Genomic DNA, 18,774 nt, shown 5'->3' on the forward strand with positions numbered 1-18,774 from the left:
TACAGGACATTTAGAATATGCCCTGCGTTTTTTGCGATAATACATTATTTGTAGTATCGTAACTCCTATATCATTTCAAATTGAAGATTAAAAAGAAGAATAAAAATGAAAACAAAAATTATACTGATGTTATTTTTAGCATTCAGCTTTTCCAATATTTTCGCACAAAACACACTTAGAGTCAAATTAATAGATTGTGATAGCAAAGAGATATTAATAGGTGCTAATATTGTGCTACAAAACACAACGAACGGTACATCTTCCGATACCGAAGGTTTGGCGGTTCTCTCCAATATTCCTGATGGAAAACATAAGTTTGAAATTACTTATGTGGGATATGAAAAAACCATCAAAGAGTTTACATTCCCTTTGGCTTCGGATGAAGTTATTGTTATCAGGGTTGAAGCGGACGAAGAAACATTGCAGGAAATAGTTGTTTCTTCGACAAGGGGAACACGTACTTTTAAAGATATTCCTACACGCATTGAATTTATAAATGCCGAAGAATTAGGCGAAAAAGGGGTTATGAAACCCGGAGATATCCGTATGCTTCTGAATGAAAGCACGGGTATTATGACGCAACAAACATCTGCCATATCGGGTAATTCATCTATCCGTATTCAGGGCTTGGACGGTAGATACACCCAAATATTAAAAGACGGTTTTCCTGTATTTTCGGGTGCAGCAAGCGGATTAGGCTTATTACAGACACCGCCTCTCGATTTAAAGCAGGTTGAAATTATAAAAGGTTCTTCTTCTACCTTATACGGTGGCGGTGCGATTGCGGGTTTGGTAAACCTTATATCGAAAACACCTGAAAAAGAAAGGGATTTTTCAATACACCTGAACGGGACAACAGGCAAAGGACTTGATGTAAACAGCTTTTTCGGTCAGAAATTCAATAAAGTAGGTACTACCGTATTTGCATCGTATAACCGTAACTGGGCTTATGACCCGTCAGATGTAGGCTTTACAGCAATACCAAAATTCGATAGGTTTGTATTGAATCCAAAACTATTCTTATACCTGTCTGAAAATACAGACTTAAATTTCGGTATAAACTCCATGATAGAAACCCGTTTAGGTGGTGATATGGGATATTTAAAAGATAAAGGGGATGAAGAACATTCTTATTTTGAAAGAAACAAGACACAGAGGCATTCAAGCCAACTTACATTTGAACACCGTTTTGATAAACAAAACAGATTGAATGTAAAAAACAGTGTAACCTATTTCAGCCGTAAGATTGAGATTCCCGATTTTAAATTTGACGGAGAGCAGCTATCGTCTTTCTCGGAAGTATCCTATATACATACGAAAGAAAAGACAGAATGGGTAGCCGGTGCAAATATATGGACGGATAAATTTACCGAAAGAAAACTGACCGATTTTCCTTTGCGAGACTACAATATGACTACTTTAGGCTTATTTGTACAAAACAATACGAAAATAACGGACTGGATGAACCTTGAAACCGGATTGCGTACCGACTATGTTACCGATTACGGTTTTGCAGTACTGCCCCGTATATCGTCACATTTCAAAATAACGGATAAATTTTCATCCCGTGTAGGTGGCGGATTCGGATATAAAGCACCTACCATTTTTTCGGAAGATAGCGAACGCATACAGTTTCAGAATGTCTTGCCGATAGATGATGATAATAACAAACTGGAAAGAAGCTACGGGGCAAATGTGGATTTCACTTATAAAACAGGTTTGTTTGACGACCAAGTATATTTAAGTATAAACCAGTTATTCTTTTATACTTGCCTGAAAAATCCGCTTGAACTGCAAGCTGCGGATAATAACCGTTGGCAGTTTAACAACATAGACGGTCATGTGGACAGCAAAGGGGCTGAAACCAATATGAAAATAAAATATAAGGACTTTGGTTTATTTCTCGGATATACCTATACGGATGCTAAAGTTAAGGAAGACGGCAGAAGCTATCAGAAAACCCTTACACCGAAACATAAAATCAATTCTGTATTAATGTATGAGGTGGAAGATAAATGGAAAATCGGATTAGAAGCCTACTATACAGGAAAACAAAACTTGAATGACGGAAAAAAGGGAAAAGATTACCTTATCTGCGGATTAATGATGCAACGGATTTGGGAAAGATTCTCAATATATGCTAACTTTGAGAACTTTACCGACAGACGGCAGATAAGGTTCGACACCATTCATACAGGTTCGATGACTAAGCCCGAATTCCGGGATATTTACGCACCATTGGACGGTTTTGTTCTGAATGCCGGGATAATATTTAAATTGTAAAATGAATAAATCAATTTTTAAAATTGAACAAATGGATTGTCCGAGTGAGGAAAACCTCATTCGGATGAAACTTCAAAACGTAGAGGGTATTGCCAAACAGGAATTTGACCTGAAAGGCAGGGTATTGACTGTTTACCATACAGGCGACTATCAAATAATCGAACAACAGCTTGCTACCTTGAATCTCGGTTCACGCTTTATTGAAAGTGCTGAAATGACAGGCGAATTTAAGGCAGAGGAAGATAGTAAACAGCGTAAAGTCCTTTGGATTGTGTTGGCTATTAACTTCGGTTTTTTCCTGATTGAAATGTCAACGGGTATCATATCCAAATCAATGGGATTGGTTGCGGATAGTCTTGATATGCTTGCCGATGCTTTTGTATATGGATTAAGCTTGTTTGCGGTAGGTGCAGCCGTAAGCCGTAAAAAGCGGGTTGCCATGATTTGCGGATATTTCCAGATATTTTTGGCTGCAATCGGTTTTATAGAGGTAATCAGGCGGTTTACAGGTGCAGAAGAAATGCCTGTCTTTCAAACGATGATAGGTGTATCCATACTTGCTTTGATTGCCAATGTCATTTGTTTGCTTTTACTTCAAAGGACAAAAAGCAAAGATGCCCATATACAGGCAAGTATCATTTTTTCATCTAATGATGTGATTATAAATGCAGGGGTAATTCTTGCAGGATTCTTGGTATGGCAATTAAATAATCAGATACCAGACCTTATTATCGGTAGTATCGTCTTTCTTATTGTTATCAGAGGGGCAATAAGGATATTAAAACTTGCGAAGAATTAATTCTTCGCAAGTTTTAATATTTTCTTCAAAATAATTTGGAAATCTCATAAGTAACGGGCGAAAAAATCGCCCGTCTATTGTGTAATTTGTTATTCTTGCTTTTTTGAAAGCCATTCGTCCCGCTCTTTTCTGCATTGTTCCAATGATTTGGCTACCGTCGAGAAAAGTTCTCCGTCCGTGTGGCGGTAATCGTATTGGTAGTATTCTGTACCTCTGAATGCTCCTGCAATAAAAGTGGTGTAATTCTCTTTGCCCTGCTCGCATACGGAGCAACCGTTTTTGTTAATTGAATTTGTTTTCATGTTTTTAGTTATCAAATTTCTTTATGTTTTCAATTAGTTCTGCTTGCTTATCTCTGCTTAAATCAGTGCATCGAATGGGTGTTGAGCCGAATTTTATTTCTTCCTGTACCTCATCTTCATCTGCCGTAATCATTATTTGTCCGTCTGAAAATCGGATAAAATTGTCGCTCTCGTCCATAAAAACGTAGTCGGTAGAATATAGCTCTATAGCCGCTGTTTTTGATTTATCTGTATTCATATTTTTTGATTTATGGGCGGATTGCTCCGCCCTATGATTTATTATCGTTCTATAATCTCTAAATTTTTGTTTTTCAAGAATTTTCTGCCACACTCACAAATAATGTGAGTGGCTGTTATGCGAGTGATAACTCTTGTGATACTCTCGTGGCAGATATACGGCTTTCCTTCAAAAAATCCGTTCTCTAAATCGCCCGAAATGTGGCAATACTTGCCGATTAAATTCTCGTTTACTTCTTTTGCTTTCATGTCTTTGATATTTATATGTTTTTTACGCTGCTAATCTTTCTTCAATAAGTGGGATATTGCTCTCTACAAGCTGGATGATTCGGCTGTGATGTTCGGTGTTCTTGTTGCAAACGCCCCTGCTTTGAATAACCTTTAGTTGAGAAAGTGATAGTTCTACAGTTTCAATCCGTTGTCCGTCAATGCAAGCGGAAAGGATAAGGCTGTCGGTTTTTGAGTGGTAACCACCTACGCAATGGTGCATCAGCTTCCCCTCCAACACAATGTCGGCAACGCTTTCGAGTACCCGAACGCTGATAAGTCCGTCTGAAAACATCAATCCGAAGAATTTTGCTTTGGCTTCTTTGTATTCGGCTTCTTTCTCCAATTGCTTTTCGAGTTCATGTTGTGCATCGGCTTTGGCTTTCTTCCGCATATAGCGGTCGTGTTCTGCGTGTAGGTCTGTCGGGCAAACATACTTGGCGTTGTGCAGGTCTTTCCCGAAAAAACGGAGATTGTCGATATAGTCGCACCAAAGCGTAGCATCTTCGATTTTGTAACCGTTGCGAATACAAATGCGGATTGACTGCCAATAGTTATCTATGTTCTTCCAACCTATATCCATAATCCGCTCCAACAGCTTGCTTTGTCCTGTTTTTAACAAGGTTTCGGTTCGGCTATCCGTGAGCAAGGTGCGGAACATATCAATCGGCTTTTGCCCATAAAAAAACTTGTTAAAACCTGTCCGCTTGATTTCGGAAATTAGCTTCTGTCTTGGGTACATCTCGCCTGTAAAAATGCGGTTATACACGTCGTTTTCTTGGCGAAGTTCCAACATGGAGGGAAAAATCCACGAGTCGTAATACATTGTCCCCATTGTTTGGCGAAGTTTGGCAAAGGTGCAATGTTTGCCGTTTGGAGCAATCCAACGTTGCATCACTTCCGAATGGGTGTATTCACACGGTTTGTCGACCTTGCCAACGCATTTAATCATCACGGTACGCAATACTTGATAACCCTTGTGGGCGGTTACTATGGTCATATAATAGCTTCCGCTGAATACTCGTTGCTTGGTGGTTTTTACCGCTAATTTGGCTTGGCAGTTCGGACAAATGCAGTCGGTTAAGGTATCGACCAAATAGCCTGTACCTTGCCATGAATGACCGCACTTGGTGCAAGTGATAGCACCTTTGTCGGTTCTTCGTCCAATATGTTCTATAGCGTTATCGTATCCCCATTGTGCCTGTGCTTTGGTAATAGCAGGCAGGGTTTTACTCGCTTCTACGATTTGCTGTTGGAATTTGTTCTTCGCTTTCATGGGGTAATGCTTTAAAAATCAAATAAACTCGGTTGCGGATTTAGTGCGACTTGTTTCGCTCTCTTGATAGGTTGTTTCAACTTGTTATATGCTTCGTCCTGTGCCTTTTGAATGGCTTTTTGACGTGCTTCTTCCTTTTCTTCGGCTGTGAGTTCTACAACGTGGTTTACTACTACATGGGCGTTCATCGGCTTGCCTACCTCGATATTGTCTTCATCGTAATAATGTACCGCCATTCCGAAGATTTCATCATCGGCAAAACCCATACAACCGCTTTTCTTTACCTCGTTGAGAATGTAGGTTAAACAATCGTCCATGTTTTTGTCGGGTTTGGTGTATTGGAATGAGAACAATACATCTTCTTCCGCACGTTGGTCTAAATACGCCTTAATGGTATTTTTGAAATGATTTGTTGCTTTCATATCTATAAATTTTATGTATTAATCTAATCCGAAATAATAGGCTAAACGTTGCTCCTGTGATTTAGGGAATATCCAACCTGCTAACTTCTTACCGTTGAATGTCAATCGGCTGTTGAAGCGTCCGCCCATTGCTTTGAGTTCGTCTTTTATGGCTCTTGTTTCTCCGAATACCGCTACCGCTTTGGCGGAGTATTCGACCAATGTGCAACCGCTATTGCTTTCTTCTGTTGGCTTGTTTGGTGGTGTATTCGGTTTACCGATACGGATATTTTCCTCGTTTCCTGCGGTGTAGGCAAAATCCTCAATCGTGCGTTCACGGTTATAGACTGGCACTTTTTCGATTATCCAACCACTGTACTTACTTTCGCCCAAATAGTATCCGTCGCCCATGCTGTATTTCTCACGGTGTTCGTAATCCTCGTTAAACTCGGACAAGTAGGCGGTTTCTTCCAAATTGGGAGCGTGTTTCCGCATTTCGGAAAACAAGTCCCTTTTGTGCTTTGAAAAGCCTATGATAACCGTCTGTTGTGTGCTGTGTGCGTAATAGTCGGTCATTCGGTCGCTATCGTCCTGTTTCAATCGTGCCACGATAACGCCTAAAGCATCTTCGGGAAATATCTCAGCAAAGCGTTTCCGTCCGATTTCCCGAACTTGTTCTACTCTGACTTTTTCCTTTTCGGCTTCGTCCTGTTCCGCTTTCTTTTTATACTCGGCTTCCTGCTGAAGTATCAGCACCTCGAAAGCGTCCATAAACTGGGGGTTCTCGCTGTCGTAATAATAACCGATACCGAATTTCTCGGATAGTGGGCGGATAATGTCGGCTGTGAAAAACTCCTTCGTCCGCAGGTTAATCAGCTTGTAAGCAATACCCCAATCGTTTTTGCGAATGTCGTACACTACATATCTATCGTAATGATAGCCTTCCATTTGGATTATCTGATTGACTTCTACCACTTGCTTGGCTCGGTCGATTTCACGGTTTGCACCTAATAAAAATACTTTGCTCATAACTCTAATTTTAGGGGATTATAAAAACGAAAAAAGAAAGAGGATAAAGAGAATGATAGCACCCAAACCCACGAAGAAGGAGAGGATACCCCGAATGACAGGAAGAAAGAGATACAAGCCCACTAACGCCCAAATAAACCCTGTTCCCCACACGGAAAACCCCAAAGCCACTAATGCGATTTTTACCACCAATTTTATGCTAATTGGAAGGTTACTACCTTGTTTCCTGTTTTTTGCTATACTTCTCATAATTTCTGACTTTTTTTTTCTGCCGTATCGGAGCCGGTGTACTGACCTTATGTTTCGGGATACTTAAAAGGTCGGCTAAAATCCGCCGAAGACAAATTTTTGTGGAATAAATACGCTCGCCCGTAGTTCAAGCAAGGGAAAGAGGAAGATTTTTCCGACAAACCAATTTGGCGACAGGATTTGCCGAAATACCTTTGTATCCTGAACGTGAGGTCAAGAAGTACCCGCTCAGATACTCGCGAATGAGGAAGAAATTATACCGGAGAGAAGTGTAGTAAAAAGAATTTTGGTCGGATACTTTGCGTTTGTTATTGTAAAACGCAGATTTTCACCACAGAAAGGAAAGTTATAAGCATAAAAAAGCCTGCTTCATTTTCAGAAACAGGCTTCGTTGTGTTAGATTAATATACGGTTATTTGGCTCTTGTCTTGCCGTAACATTTACTTCCGTCAGGCGATAGATAGAAATCAAATGTTTCTTCAACGGCTGTTCTGCCCGGAGGAACAAGCGAGTATTTGCAACGGACGATTACTGAAAGTACGTCATTGGCATTTCTGCTGTCATATCCCCGAAGATTATCGGGAGTAAGGTTTCTAAGCGAATCAATGCTGTTGCTAATTTCAACAATATCCGTATTGTATTTATCAATATCGCTTTGCTTTTTTGCTTTAGCCAGTAGCGTTTCACTCATTTTTTTGGCAAGCTCAATCCGCTTAATAACAAGCTCTTTATCTTTCCTAAACTCGTCAGTAAGGTAAGCAATACTATCGGCAACCGTAACAGTGCCATGTTCGTTCAACTCAATAACTTTGAAGTTGAGATTTTCTTTTGTGTCGCTACCTTTTAGTAGATAGCCGGTAATGGTTTTCTCGTAAGTGTTGTTTGTACTTGTGCCACCACAGGCAACCATGAAAACCGCAATGAATAGATAAATTACATTTTTCATAACTGAATGATATTATTTGTTTGACCTAATTTAATGATATGAGAGGGAGTTTTGACGATAGGTTGTACACAATCAGAACTTCCGTTTCTCTCTTAGGTTTTGTTCGGGTAAATTCGGTTAGTGCCGCCATTACCCATTCCCTGAACGCCCGTGCTTCAAATGACGCTATGCGATAACTGACAAAAATCAATGCTTCCAGATTATATAATGTCATTTCACATTGACGACCGTTATGCTCGTATTTGTGTATTCGGGTTACGTTTTCTTCATGGAGTAATCCCGATTTGAAAACAGCCCGAAGACTATTATTCGCCGATACTATTGACACATTAAACAAATCAGCTATCTCGTGCTTTGTCAGCCAAAGAGTGCAATTTACGAGTTTCGCTTCAACAATTAACTGATTTTCATTATTTTCTTTGATTTTGATATATCCGTGTTCCATAATTATACTATTCTTCATGTTGAACATTAAAACCGATACGCTTTCGGGGCTTGTTTTCAAGCTCCTTTTGCGAAGCCAGTTCGGTTAGAGCCTGATAAATATCGCTGAATTGCATATTGGTTTCTATCATAAACGTTTCAAGTTTCTTGTTGAGTTCAGCATAACCGAGTGCGTATTGACGCAAAGCTACGAAAGCTCTCATTATAGAAATGTTTACCTCGATTGCTTTCGTACTCCTTAGCACTGAAGAGAGCATTGCTACGCCTTGTTCCGAGAATGCGAACGGTAAGGCTGGACTGAACTTTACCGTTTGGGGGAGGTTATCACAAATTGTGATAACCTCTTGCCATTCGTTTTTTGTGAGTGTAAACATGAAGTCACTTGGGAAGCGAGCGATATTACGCTTTACCGCTTGTTTCAATGATCTGTTTTCTACCTCATATAACTCCGCAAGGTCAAAATCTAATATGACACGTTGCCCTCTAATCTCAAAAATCTTACTTTGAATTATTTGTAGCTCCATATCTTTTTGTATTTTAATACTTTACATAGAAAATCGTTACCTATTTGTTTCTAAATCGTTACCCTTTTCGTTACCGTTTTTCAACAGGTAACTATTGAGCCATTTTTTTATAGATTTTCTCAATGCCCGTAAACTGTTCTGAAAGTCCTTTCATATCGCTGCTTATCTTGCTATTAGTGATACGGGCGTAGATTTGAGTGGTTTCGATATTGGTGTGTCCCAACATTTTTGAAACAGTTTCGATAGGAACACCTTTGCCCAGTGTTGTAGTGGTCGCGAAAGTATGACGGGCGAGGTGAAATGTAAGATTCTTCTTGATTCCGGCAAGGTCGGCAATCTCCTTCAAATAAGAATTAAGCTTTTGATTGCTGATTACAGGTAGGATTTTGCCGTTAGGGAGCTTGTCCTTATACTTATCCAAAATCATTTTAGCAATGTCCAATAGAGGGACATTCACGTCGGTTCCTGTTTTTACTCGCTTAGTCATAATCCAAAGATTGCCGTCAAACGATTTGCGGATATGCTCTTTGCGAAGTCCTGCTACATCTATATAAGCTAAACCGCAAAAACATGAAAAGATAAACAAGTCGCGAACGTGTTCCAACCTTTCAGAAACAAGATTGAGTTCAAGTATTTTCTTGATTTCATCTTCTGTAAGATAGCCTCTATCAACTTTATGCAAGCGGATTTTATAATTCACGAAAGGATCGCCGGTAATTATTCCATTGTTACGGGCAATCAAAACAATACGTTTGAAAAACTGCATAAACTTAGCGGTTGTGTTGTGGTTGCAGCCGCCAACGGTCATCAGATAGACTTCAAAGTCTGTGATAAACATATTGTTTATAGACTTCAAGGCTATATCAGAAGACTTATACTTCGTTTGGATAAAGCTCGCAAGGTGTTTGCGGGTTACTTCATACTTTTGGTGGGTAGATGCAGATTTGGACAGACCTATAAGCCGCTTCACATCATCGTTATGCTTCTGAAATAAGTTCAGTAACGTTTCGTGGTTCTCGGTATGCCCTAAAAATTCATTCTTGACTTGTTCGGCGGTAACATAGTTTTCCCGCCGTTGCTGCTCATGGTAGATTTTGTGCAGCGATGCCTTAATATCATCCAGTAGATTGTTGATTTGGACACAAGACTTCCCGGTCGCCTTCCCTGCTTTTACGCTCCAATTATCGGGATGGATGCTTTGTTTCGTACTAAATTGGCAAATTTTTCCGTCAACGGTAACTCTTGCCATAATTGTTACCTCTCCATTACGCTTTTCCGACCCTTTTTTCAGGTAGAAAAGGACTTTAAATGTACTCTTCATAATCTCAATTTTTACTGTTACAAAATTACTTTTAACTTGTTAAATATGAGATATATGCAAACTGTACAAAAGTGGACAAAGGGAGGTCAAATTCAGACAAATCGTTACCGTTTTTGTCCAGAACGGAATCGGTAACGATTTAGGCACAAAAACCTGTCTTTTTTAGTCCTTTTCGTGTCCTGATAGCCGAACTTTTTAAAAGCAAAAAACCCTACAAGTTATTGACTTGTAGGGTTTTGTCCTGTGGTTGTCCAGTTTTGACCAGACCTTCCAGCGGAGAGAGAGGGATTCGAACCCCCGGAAGCTCTCACTTCAACGGTTTTCAAGACCGCCGCAATCGACCACTCTGCCATCTCTCCATTGTTAATGAATCAATATGATCAAAAGTTTATCACTACATGAATTGCGTTTTCTCTCAAACGCGGTGCAAATGTAGTGATTTTTCTTTTACTTCCTAAGGTTTGGAGGATATTTTTTCGTTTTTGTTTATTATTTTTCTTTTAGGATTTATTGGATAGTGCGTAAGTGTTTTATTCCTAATTTTGTAGCTGTATTAACTAGTGTATGCATTTGTATGAAGAATTTGAAAAATTTATTTTTAATAAGCGTTCTGCTCTTTGCGGTGAGCTGTTCCATGGCGGCAAAGGATAAGACGAATACAAGTAAAGCAAGCCAGGGCGAGGTGATCACGTTGAACAAAGCGGATTTCTTAACCAAGGTTTTCAACTACGAAAAGAACCAGGAAGAATGGGTGTACGAAGGGAATAAGCCTTGCATCATCGACTTCTATGCCGACTGGTGCCCGCCTTGCAAGAAAATCGCTCCGATCCTGAAGGAGTTGGCTGCCGATTACAAAGAGGATATCATTATCTATAAAGTCAATATCGACAACGAGCAGGAACTGAAAGCTCTTTTCGGTATCCAGAGCATTCCTTCTCTTTTGTTCGTTCCGGCAAAGGGACAGCCTCAGATGGCACAAGGTGCTTTGCCAAAAGAGGTTTTTGTGGAACAAATCGATGGATTTCTTTTAGGAAAATAAAATAGCCGTATTTCGTCAACAGAATACCCGTATTTCGCAATGGAATACGGGTATTTTTTTCAACGCAGGCTAAAACTGAAAGTCCACCCCGCCCAACACAACAATGCCCGGCATCGGGTAGCCATTGTAAGTCTGGTAAGACGTATCTGTCAGGTTTTCTCCATTCACAAACAGGGTCAGCCATGCATTTGGTTTGTAAGACACTTTGCAATTCAATAGTGCATAACTTTCCATCTGATCCTTTTCGTTGACCGTTTCCATATATAAGCCGTTGACATATTGGAAGTTCGGGGCAATCTGCACCTTTTTGATCTTCCAGTCCATCCCGACAAACACCTTATGTTTGGGAGCCAGGCCGGAAATCCGCGTGTCCGTATCGATAAAACTGTAGTTTGCCCGCAGCTTCAACAGCGGAGAGAGATGGTAGTTCGCGGCGAAGTCAATCCCTTTGTTTGTAAACTTCCCGGTATTCATATTCTGCGGACCATTTTCACCCTGGATGGTAGCAATCATATTATCTCCTTTAGCGATATAACCGGTCAGCTCAAAATTCAACTGATCATTCAATAACGATTGCAGATACGATAAATCATAATTCCACATCCTCTCCGGTTCCAGATCGGGATTGGCCGCCTTAAACATATAGAGTTCACGCAGGTTCGGGCTGCGGAAACCTTTGGATGCTGAAAATTTAAAGGTCGTTCCCTCCAACGCCTGATAAGAGATACCGGCCTGTGGAACCCATTCATTTCCATATCCTTCATTATTCTCCAAACGGACACCGGCATTGATTGTCAGTCTATCGAACAGGTTTTGCTGGGCCACGACATAGCCGGCCACTTCATTTACCGTTTTATCCACCGACCGGCTTTCATCCACCGTTTTTCCCGGTTTACTGATATTCCAGGCATATCCGCCCCATTGCTTGAAATCCACGCCGAGAGTGACCTGATTGCCTTCAAACAACCGGAAAGATTCGAACAGGGCGATACCCCGGTTAAAATCGCGCGAGCGAAACCAATAGTCGCGGGGCGCATTGTTTTGCCAGCCATCATCTATCTTATGCGAGCCTTGATTATAAAACATTTGAAGCGCTCCGCTCATCGATTCGTATTGGTTATTGAGCGAAAGCGAATAGGTGGTCCGGAAAGCTTCCGACCAGTTTTCGATTGCCGGCGTTTCTATCGTTCCGGGGTTGGTCACCTTAAAATCGGCAATGATCGCACTGGCATTCGCATTCCAGTTTTCCGAAAAATCGTAGCCGGCACGGATATACCCATTGGTGATATAAAAGTCGGAATTATCCCGGTGCCCATCCGAACGGTCATGATTGACAGAGGCATACAGGTTCAATTTATTCTTTTTATACCCGGCGTTCGCCGAATATTTTTGCGTGTTATACGATCCGTACATCACACGCGCCCGTCCATGCACTCCATCCTCTTTCGCTTTGCGGGTGATCACATTCACCACCCCTCCCATCGCATTCGACCCGTAGAGCAACGAACCCGGCCCGCGCACCACTTCGACCCGCTCCGCATCCGAAGCCACATACACATCCGGCACATTATGCCCGAAAATACCGGCCCACATGGGTTGCCCGTCAAAAAGCATCAGGATTTTATTGCCCCCTCCTACTCCATGGATCGAGACTGAACCCGCCGAGCCGTTACTGATGCCATACCCGGTCACGCTTCTCTCCGTAACAAATACCCCCGGCACCTCTTCAGACAAAACCGACAAGACGCCCGTTTCGGTCGTTTCATTCAGTGTTGCCCGGTTGATCACCGAGATCGTCAAAGGTATCTGATGCTTACTCACCTCCGTTTTCGTGGCGGAGATCACAACCTCTTTGAGGCGTATCAAACTGTCGACCGACAACGGTTCGTCGTCCAACGCATACGATTGAAAGGGGAAAGAAGACAACAGAAGTCCGCACAATCCACAAAATACTCTTTTCATCATCGTTTTCTTTTACTGCAATGCATATAAATCAATGCGCAAATGTAACACAATTAGTAAACAAAGTAGCACACTCGTGGCACAAAAAAGAAAAACAGTGTCACAAACGGGGGAATAGTTCGGCTTAAAACGAAAATATACCGTTCAATCGGCGCGGCTCATCACCAATTTCCCGTGTTTGATCCCGCGGATGGCAATCAAGCGATCGGAGAGTTCCGTCAGCCGGTGCGCCTCGCCCATAACCGTAACGATGTGAAGGCAGAAATTTTGATTGATATAATATTGAGAAGAAGAAAGGACGGCATCCTGATATTGCTGCTCGATATCGGTGATCCGGGAGACGATTTCTTTTTTCTTCTGGTCGTACATCAGGATAGTTGTGCCGGCGACAATATGGTTGCACTGCCATTTCTGCTCGGCGACGTTCTTCTCGACCAGAAAACGAATCGCCTGCGAACGGTTCGAAAAGCCATTCTCCTGCACATAATTATCCAAAGATTCCAACAGATCATCTTCCAAAGAGACACCAAAACGTTTCAGAGCCATATTCCTTTCTCATTTTTGAATTGAACAGTAAAGGTACAATTATTTTGTTATACCTTTGCACCAGTTTCAATCAGTATTATGATAAAAGGTCTATTCTACATTCTCCTGTTTTATTTCCTGGGAGAGTTTTGCAGCATATTTATCAATGGATTCATCCCGGGTAGCGTGATCGGCATGATCCTGCTTTTCTTGAGTTTGTTCTTTAAACTGGTTCACCCGAACAGTGTCAAAGACACGGCTACGATCATCACCAAAAACATGGCGGTATTCTTCGTTCCCCCGGCGGTCGGGCTAATGGCTTATACCGAATTGATTTCCCAATCGATCTGGGCTATCTCACTGGCGATTATCATCAGCACGGTTCTGACAATCATTGTCGTGGCGGTGATTCAGGAGAGTTTTGAAAAGAACCGGCAAAAGACTTCTACAAAAAAATGAACGATCACGCGGCACAACTCAAGGCATTATTCTCCGGCGAGGTATTTCTGCTCTGCCTGGTATTGGGCACGTTCCTGTTGGGCGTTTACCTGTATAAACGCTTGAAATTCCCGTTACTGCAACCGCTCCTGATCTCGGTCGCCATTATCATTCCGTTCCTGAAAATCACGGATATCGAATACAGTACGTTTTACGAACAGACCAAGATCCTGAATTTCATGCTGGGTCCCAGCGTCGTCGCCTTGGGTTATATCCTGTACGAACAGATCGAATACATCAAAGGCAATGTCACTTCCATGCTGATTGCCGTCTTTGCGGGCAGTGTGGTGGGAATAGTCACGGTGATCGGTACCGCCAAACTCATGGGCGCCGATAAGATGTTGCAGATGTCCCTGGCACCCAAGTCGGTCACCACCCCGATCGCCATCAGCATCGCCCAGACCACCGGCGGTATTCCCGAATTGGCCGTCGCCTTTGTGGTGATCTGCGGCATATTCGGCGGACTGGTCGGTCCCCTGATCCTCCGTCGCCTCGGCATTCAAAGCAAAATAGCCAAAGGCCTGGCCATCGGCTCCGCCTCCCACGCATTAGGCACCACCCGCGCCCTTGAAATGGGTGCTCTCGAAGGCGCCATCAGCGGACTCGCCATCGGCATTATGGGCGTTATGACCGCCATCCTGATTCCTTTCGTTGAAAAGTTCTTTTTGTAACCAGGATATTTGCATTTTCCTATCGTAGAAATAAAGTGCCGATAACTGTCGGCACTTGTGCTGACAGTTATCGCCACTCTTTTTCTATGGCAGAAAAAGCTACAAACTATCCCACAAACGATGAAAAGAAGCCGTCTAATGCAAATATTTCCTTAAAGAGAAAAGATCAAGGCAAACTTTTTATATTTTCGTATCCTTGAAATGCAAGGTTCATCTGTTGCACGACAAAATAATCAAAAAATCGAAATACCACTAAAAAAGAAAAACATGGACAATCAAAAGAAAAAAATGAATCGGCGGGAGTTCCTGAGCTATTCTGCTTTAGGATTAGCCGGATTGACGTTATTACCCTCCTGGACGTATGCCAATGGCGTGCGTATTGCTCCGAGCGACCGGGTCGTATTGGGATTTATCGGACTGGGCCGGCAGGGGCTTTCCGACTTTAACAGTTTCACGCCATGCCCCGGTGTTCAGGTCGTTGCCGGTTGTGATGCCGACGCCATCAAAAGAGAGCGTTTCGGACGGCAGGTACAAGCCTGGCAGAAGAAACTGGGCGTTGCTACCCGTTGTGATCTGTATGAATTCTATGAAGAATTGTTAGACCGGAAAGATATCGATGCCGTATCGATTGCCACGCCCGACCATTGGCATGCGTTGATCAGCATAGATGCCTGCGACGCGGGCAAAGATGTGTACGTGCAAAAGCCATTGGCCTATACCATTCGAGAAGGTTTGAAGATGGTCGAGGCCGTACGTCGCAATAACGCCGTACTGCAGGTGGGCAGCCAGCAACGCTCGAGCAAGGAATTCCAACAGGCCATCGCCCTGGTCAGAAGCGGAGCGATCGGACATATCGAAAAGATCTACGCCAAGGTAGGCGATCCCCCTACGCCATTCAATCTGCCCGAACAGGCTGTTCCGGCTTCCTTGAACTGGAACTTATGGATGGGACCGCTGAATGATCCCAAGATTCATTATCATCCCGACCTCTGCCCGCCCGTTTCTCTCGATCCGGAGATGAACGAAGAACTATGGGGCGCCTGGCGCTGGTATTGCGAATTGGGTAACGGTTTCACGGCCGACTGGGGCGCGCACATGTTCGATATTGCACAGGCAGCTATCGGCATGGACGGTTCCGGACCGGTTGAATACATCCCCAAAGGATACAAAGGAACGCCTTACCTGACCATGAAGTATCAGAACGGCATTATCATGACCGAACAGCCCTACCGCGAAGACAACGCCAATGCGCAGGGTATCCAGTTCGTCGGCACCAAAGGCTGGCTCAAAGTAGCCCGCGGATATATCGAATGCTCCAATCCGTCGTTATTGAAGAAACAACAAACGGCCGTAGGCGAAGGAGAATACGAAGTCAGTTCGCCGCATATGCAAAACTTCATCGACGCCGTGCGTTCGCGCAAAAACCCGATTGCACCGGTCGAAGTGGGATGCAGCACCAACACCTTGTGTTGCCTGGCAAACATCGCCACCGAACTGCAACGTCCGGTCAAATGGGATCCGGCCACGTTAAGCTTCGAAGACGACAAAGAAGCCGCCGCACACCGTCTGTATCATTACGAATATCGCAAACCGTATAAGTTGTAGCGGAAAAGATTGGTCTAATCGCAATTATTTTCCTAATTTTGCGAGTTATAAAAAAGGGATTATCGTGAATCGAAAAGTGGAGAAGGAATACAACCCTGTTTATGAACGCAACACGTTGGAATTTGTCACCGTAGCGCTTGAGTTTTGCACACTCGTTGAAACTCCTGAGAAAGAAGGGCTGTTTGGTTTTGTAGATAAAGCGACAAAGATCTTGCCATTGCTTTATCTCAAAGCAGCGTTGTTGTCGGATATCGAATCGGACGACGAAGCGGAAATCGAATTAACGGTCACAGAAGACATGTACGAATCCGTTCGCACGCGTATGGCCAATCTGTTGGGCGAGAAAGATACCTATCTGGAAACGTTTCACCCGGATATGCAATACAGCGATACCCCTGTCGCTGTATTCATTTCCGAAGGTCTGGCCGATGTGTATCAGGACGTGGGTAATTTCGTTTCCCTGTTCCGGCAAGGATTCGAAGAGGTCATGCTCGAAGCCACTGCCGTTTGCCAAAACAGCTTCCGCACGTTCTGGGGAGAAAAACTGTTAAGCACCCTGAAAGCCTTGCATGCCATCCGCTACGATCTCGACGATAGTCTCGAAATGGAAGAAGAAATAGAAGAATGATACAACCATACGCACATACGATAAGTAAGGAGGCTCTCGCCGAGTTGGAGCTGGAAGAATTCACCGGCCGAATCATCCCGATCATTACGGAGAGGGACACCAACAAAGCGGTGGACTACCTGAATCAATTCAAGCGGGTAGGATTTGACACGGAGACACGCCCTAGCTTCAAGAAAGGGCAACGCTACAAAGTCTCTCTCATTCAAATCGCAACGGAAGAGGCCTGCTTCCTGTTCCGCCTGAATCATATCGATATACCTCCGGCATTGGAAGAGTTTCTGGAAAGCAAAGAGACACTGAAGATCGGACTTTCACTGAAAGACGACTTCAACGCCTTGCGCAAACGGGCAGATGTTACGCCGGCAAACTTTCTCGACCTGCAATCGTATGTCGGCCAGTTCGGTATCGAAGATGCCAGCCTGCAAAAGATCTACGCCATCTTATTCAACAAGAAGATATCCAAAGGACAACGGTTGACCAACTGGGATGCCGATGTACTGACCGAATCCCAGCAGAAGTATGCCGCCCTGGACGCCTGGGCCTGTCTCAAAATCTATAATCAACTGAATCCCGCTCAATGACATATCATAAGGTAATCCTCAAACCCAAAAAGGAAGACTCGCTCCTGCGTTTTCATCCCTGGATCTTTTCCGGTGCCATTCAATCCATTACCGGCGAACCGGAAGAAGGTGATCTGGTGGAAGTCTACGGGGCAAACAATCGCTTTTTAGCCATCGGCCATTACCAGATCGGGAGCATAGCCGTCCGGGTACTTTCTTTCCAACCGATAACGATCGATCTCGACTTCTGGAAAGAACGGATCGCAACGGCTTACCACCTGCGCAAAATCCTGCGGTTGGCAGAGAACGACAACAATAACACCTACCGCCTCATCCATGGCGAAGGAGACAACCTGCCGGGATTGATTATCGACGTCTATGCGCATACGGCAGTGATGCAAGCCCATTCCGTGGGTATGCACCATGCCCGCCATATCATCGCCGAAGCGTTGGTTGCGGTTTTAGGGCCTCAACTCAAAAACATCTATTATAAATCGGAAGCCACCCTCCCCTACAAAGCCAATCTGGGCAGCGAAGACGGTTACCTTTACGGAGGAGATATCGAAGATGTGGCCATGGAAAACGGTTTGAAGTTCTATGTCGATTGGCTGAAAGGACAGAAGACCGGCTTTTTTGTCGATCAAAGGGAGAACCGCTCATTGCTCGAATACTATGCCAAGGATCGCTCCGTCTTGAATATGTTTTGCTACACCGGTGGATTTTCATTCTACGCCATGCGTGGAGGAGCCCAGTTGGTGCATTCGGTCGACAGCTCCGCCAAAGCGATCTCGCTGACCAACAAAAACGTATCGCTCAACTTCCCCGAAGATCCCCGCCATGCGGCTTATGCCGAAGATGCGTTCAAGTATCTGGAGAAGATGGGGCACAATTACGATCTGATCATTCTGGATCCTCCGGCTTTTGCCAAGCATAAGAATGTATTGAGAAACGCGCTTCAGGGCTACCGGAAACTGAATGCCATCGCTTTTGAAAAGATAAAACCCGGAGGCATACTCTTCACCTTCTCCTGTTCGCAGGTGGTCAGTAAGGAGAATTTCCGCCTGGCGGTATTCAGTGCTGCGGCACAGTCGGGAAGAAGTGTACGCATCTTGCACCAACTGACTCAGCCGGCCGATCATCCGGTGAACATCTACCATCCCGAAGGAGAATACCTGAAAGGATTGGTGCTCTATGTAGAATAAGAGTTT

Annotated in this window: 22 protein-coding genes and 1 tRNA gene; 9 read left to right on the forward strand and 14 right to left on the reverse strand. The window is 43.5% G+C overall.

The features are described 5' to 3' along the window. The first annotated feature begins 105 nt into the window (after positions 1-105). Both M2133_RS05650 and M2133_RS05655 read left to right on the forward strand, forming a co-directional pair. A complete protein-coding gene (locus tag M2133_RS05650; RefSeq protein ID WP_277465027.1) occupies positions 106-2,283 on the forward strand; it encodes a TonB-dependent receptor in 2,178 nt (725 codons plus the stop codon). 1 nt (position 2,284) lies between these two features. Then, positions 2,285-3,082 carry a cation diffusion facilitator family transporter gene (locus M2133_RS05655; protein ID WP_080904110.1) on the forward strand — a complete coding sequence of 266 codons (798 nt, stop codon included), beginning with the start codon at positions 2,285-2,287 and terminating at the stop codon, positions 3,080-3,082. 89 nt (positions 3,083-3,171) lie between these two features. On the opposite strand, the gene M2133_RS05660 is transcribed toward M2133_RS05655, so the two are convergent. The 12 genes from M2133_RS05660 to M2133_RS05715 form a co-directional block, all read right to left on the reverse strand. Beyond that, positions 3,172-3,384: a DUF3873 family protein gene (locus M2133_RS05660; RefSeq protein WP_277465029.1), complete on the reverse strand. Its 213-nt coding sequence runs from the start codon at positions 3,382-3,384 to the stop codon at positions 3,172-3,174. Between the two features lie 4 nt (positions 3,385-3,388). Beyond that, entirely contained in the window at positions 3,389-3,622 is a 234-nt protein-coding gene (locus M2133_RS05665; RefSeq protein ID WP_277465030.1) for a hypothetical protein, read from the reverse strand. Between the two features lie 41 nt (positions 3,623-3,663). Continuing rightward, a complete protein-coding gene (locus M2133_RS05670) occupies positions 3,664-3,870 on the reverse strand; it encodes a hypothetical protein (RefSeq protein ID WP_277465031.1) in 207 nt (68 codons plus the stop codon). 22 nt (positions 3,871-3,892) lie between these two features. Then, positions 3,893-5,164 carry a PcfJ domain-containing protein gene (locus tag M2133_RS05675; RefSeq protein ID WP_277465032.1) on the reverse strand — a complete coding sequence of 424 codons (1,272 nt, stop codon included), beginning with the start codon at positions 5,162-5,164 and terminating at the stop codon, positions 3,893-3,895. 11 nt (positions 5,165-5,175) lie between these two features. Further along, positions 5,176-5,586 (reverse strand): PcfK-like family protein, encoded by a 411-nt coding sequence (locus M2133_RS05680; RefSeq protein WP_277465033.1) that lies wholly within the window; start codon positions 5,584-5,586, stop codon positions 5,176-5,178. An 18-nt stretch (positions 5,587-5,604) separates the two neighbouring features. Beyond that, complete coding sequence (locus tag M2133_RS05685; RefSeq protein WP_277465034.1) at positions 5,605-6,594, reverse strand: fusion protein; 990 nt, start codon at positions 6,592-6,594, stop codon at positions 5,605-5,607. An 18-nt stretch (positions 6,595-6,612) separates the two neighbouring features. Next, complete coding sequence (locus M2133_RS05690; protein ID WP_277465035.1) at positions 6,613-6,843, reverse strand: hypothetical protein; 231 nt, start codon at positions 6,841-6,843, stop codon at positions 6,613-6,615. A gap of 412 nt (positions 6,844-7,255) precedes the next feature. After that, entirely contained in the window at positions 7,256-7,789 is a 534-nt protein-coding gene (locus M2133_RS05695) for a hypothetical protein (protein WP_277465036.1), read from the reverse strand. 25 nt (positions 7,790-7,814) lie between these two features. Next, complete coding sequence (locus tag M2133_RS05700; RefSeq protein WP_277465037.1) at positions 7,815-8,234, reverse strand: hypothetical protein; 420 nt, start codon at positions 8,232-8,234, stop codon at positions 7,815-7,817. 7 nt (positions 8,235-8,241) lie between these two features. Beyond that, positions 8,242-8,757: an ORF6N domain-containing protein gene (locus M2133_RS05705; protein WP_277465038.1), complete on the reverse strand. Its 516-nt coding sequence runs from the start codon at positions 8,755-8,757 to the stop codon at positions 8,242-8,244. Between the two features lie 91 nt (positions 8,758-8,848). Then, on the reverse strand, positions 8,849-10,078 hold the full coding sequence (locus M2133_RS05710) for a site-specific integrase (RefSeq protein WP_277465039.1): 1,230 nt from the start codon (positions 10,076-10,078) through the stop codon (positions 8,849-8,851). Positions 10,079-10,352: 274 nt separating this feature from the next. Then, positions 10,353-10,437 (reverse strand) — tRNA-Ser (locus M2133_RS05715). A gap of 215 nt (positions 10,438-10,652) precedes the next feature. Here M2133_RS05715 and M2133_RS05720 point away from each other — a divergent pair. Beyond that, entirely contained in the window at positions 10,653-11,117 is a 465-nt protein-coding gene (locus tag M2133_RS05720) for a thioredoxin domain-containing protein (protein WP_277465040.1), read from the forward strand. 69 nt (positions 11,118-11,186) lie between these two features. Here M2133_RS05720 and M2133_RS05725 read toward each other — a convergent pair whose 3' ends face one another. After that, on the reverse strand, positions 11,187-13,082 hold the full coding sequence (locus M2133_RS05725; RefSeq protein WP_346843232.1) for a TonB-dependent receptor: 1,896 nt from the start codon (positions 13,080-13,082) through the stop codon (positions 11,187-11,189). Positions 13,083-13,223: 141 nt separating this feature from the next. Beyond that, the gene (gene nikR, locus M2133_RS05730; protein ID WP_277465041.1) at positions 13,224-13,625 is read right to left on the reverse strand and encodes a nickel-responsive transcriptional regulator NikR; all 402 of its coding nucleotides are present in this window, start codon (positions 13,623-13,625) and stop codon (positions 13,224-13,226) included. 78 nt (positions 13,626-13,703) lie between these two features. Here nikR and M2133_RS05735 point away from each other — a divergent pair, with 78 nt between their 5' ends. The 6 genes from M2133_RS05735 (at position 13,704) to M2133_RS05760 (ending at position 18,768) form a co-directional block, all read left to right on the forward strand. After that, on the forward strand, positions 13,704-14,063 hold the full coding sequence (locus M2133_RS05735) for a CidA/LrgA family protein (RefSeq protein WP_277465042.1): 360 nt from the start codon (positions 13,704-13,706) through the stop codon (positions 14,061-14,063). Next, positions 14,060-14,773, forward strand: coding sequence for an LrgB family protein (locus M2133_RS05740; protein WP_277465043.1), 714 nt, complete (start codon positions 14,060-14,062; stop codon positions 14,771-14,773). The genes M2133_RS05735 and M2133_RS05740 overlap by 4 nt, the downstream gene beginning before the upstream one ends. Before the next feature lie 267 nt (positions 14,774-15,040). Then, entirely contained in the window at positions 15,041-16,378 is a 1,338-nt protein-coding gene (locus M2133_RS05745) for a Gfo/Idh/MocA family oxidoreductase (RefSeq protein WP_277465044.1), read from the forward strand. Between the two features lie 76 nt (positions 16,379-16,454). Continuing rightward, positions 16,455-17,006, forward strand: coding sequence for a DUF5063 domain-containing protein (locus M2133_RS05750; protein ID WP_277465110.1), 552 nt, complete (start codon positions 16,455-16,457; stop codon positions 17,004-17,006). Next, positions 17,003-17,587 (forward strand): 3'-5' exonuclease, encoded by a 585-nt coding sequence (locus tag M2133_RS05755; RefSeq protein WP_277465045.1) that lies wholly within the window; start codon positions 17,003-17,005, stop codon positions 17,585-17,587. The genes M2133_RS05750 and M2133_RS05755 overlap by 4 nt, the downstream gene beginning before the upstream one ends. Beyond that, positions 17,584-18,768, forward strand: coding sequence for a class I SAM-dependent rRNA methyltransferase (locus tag M2133_RS05760; RefSeq protein ID WP_277465046.1), 1,185 nt, complete (start codon positions 17,584-17,586; stop codon positions 18,766-18,768). Before M2133_RS05755 ends, M2133_RS05760 begins: the two co-directional genes overlap by 4 nt. The last annotated feature ends 6 nt before the right edge of the window (positions 18,769-18,774 follow it).

It is taken from the genome of Parabacteroides sp. PF5-6 (assembly GCF_029504695.1).
Lineage (GTDB): Bacteria > Bacteroidota > Bacteroidia > Bacteroidales > Tannerellaceae > QVMG01.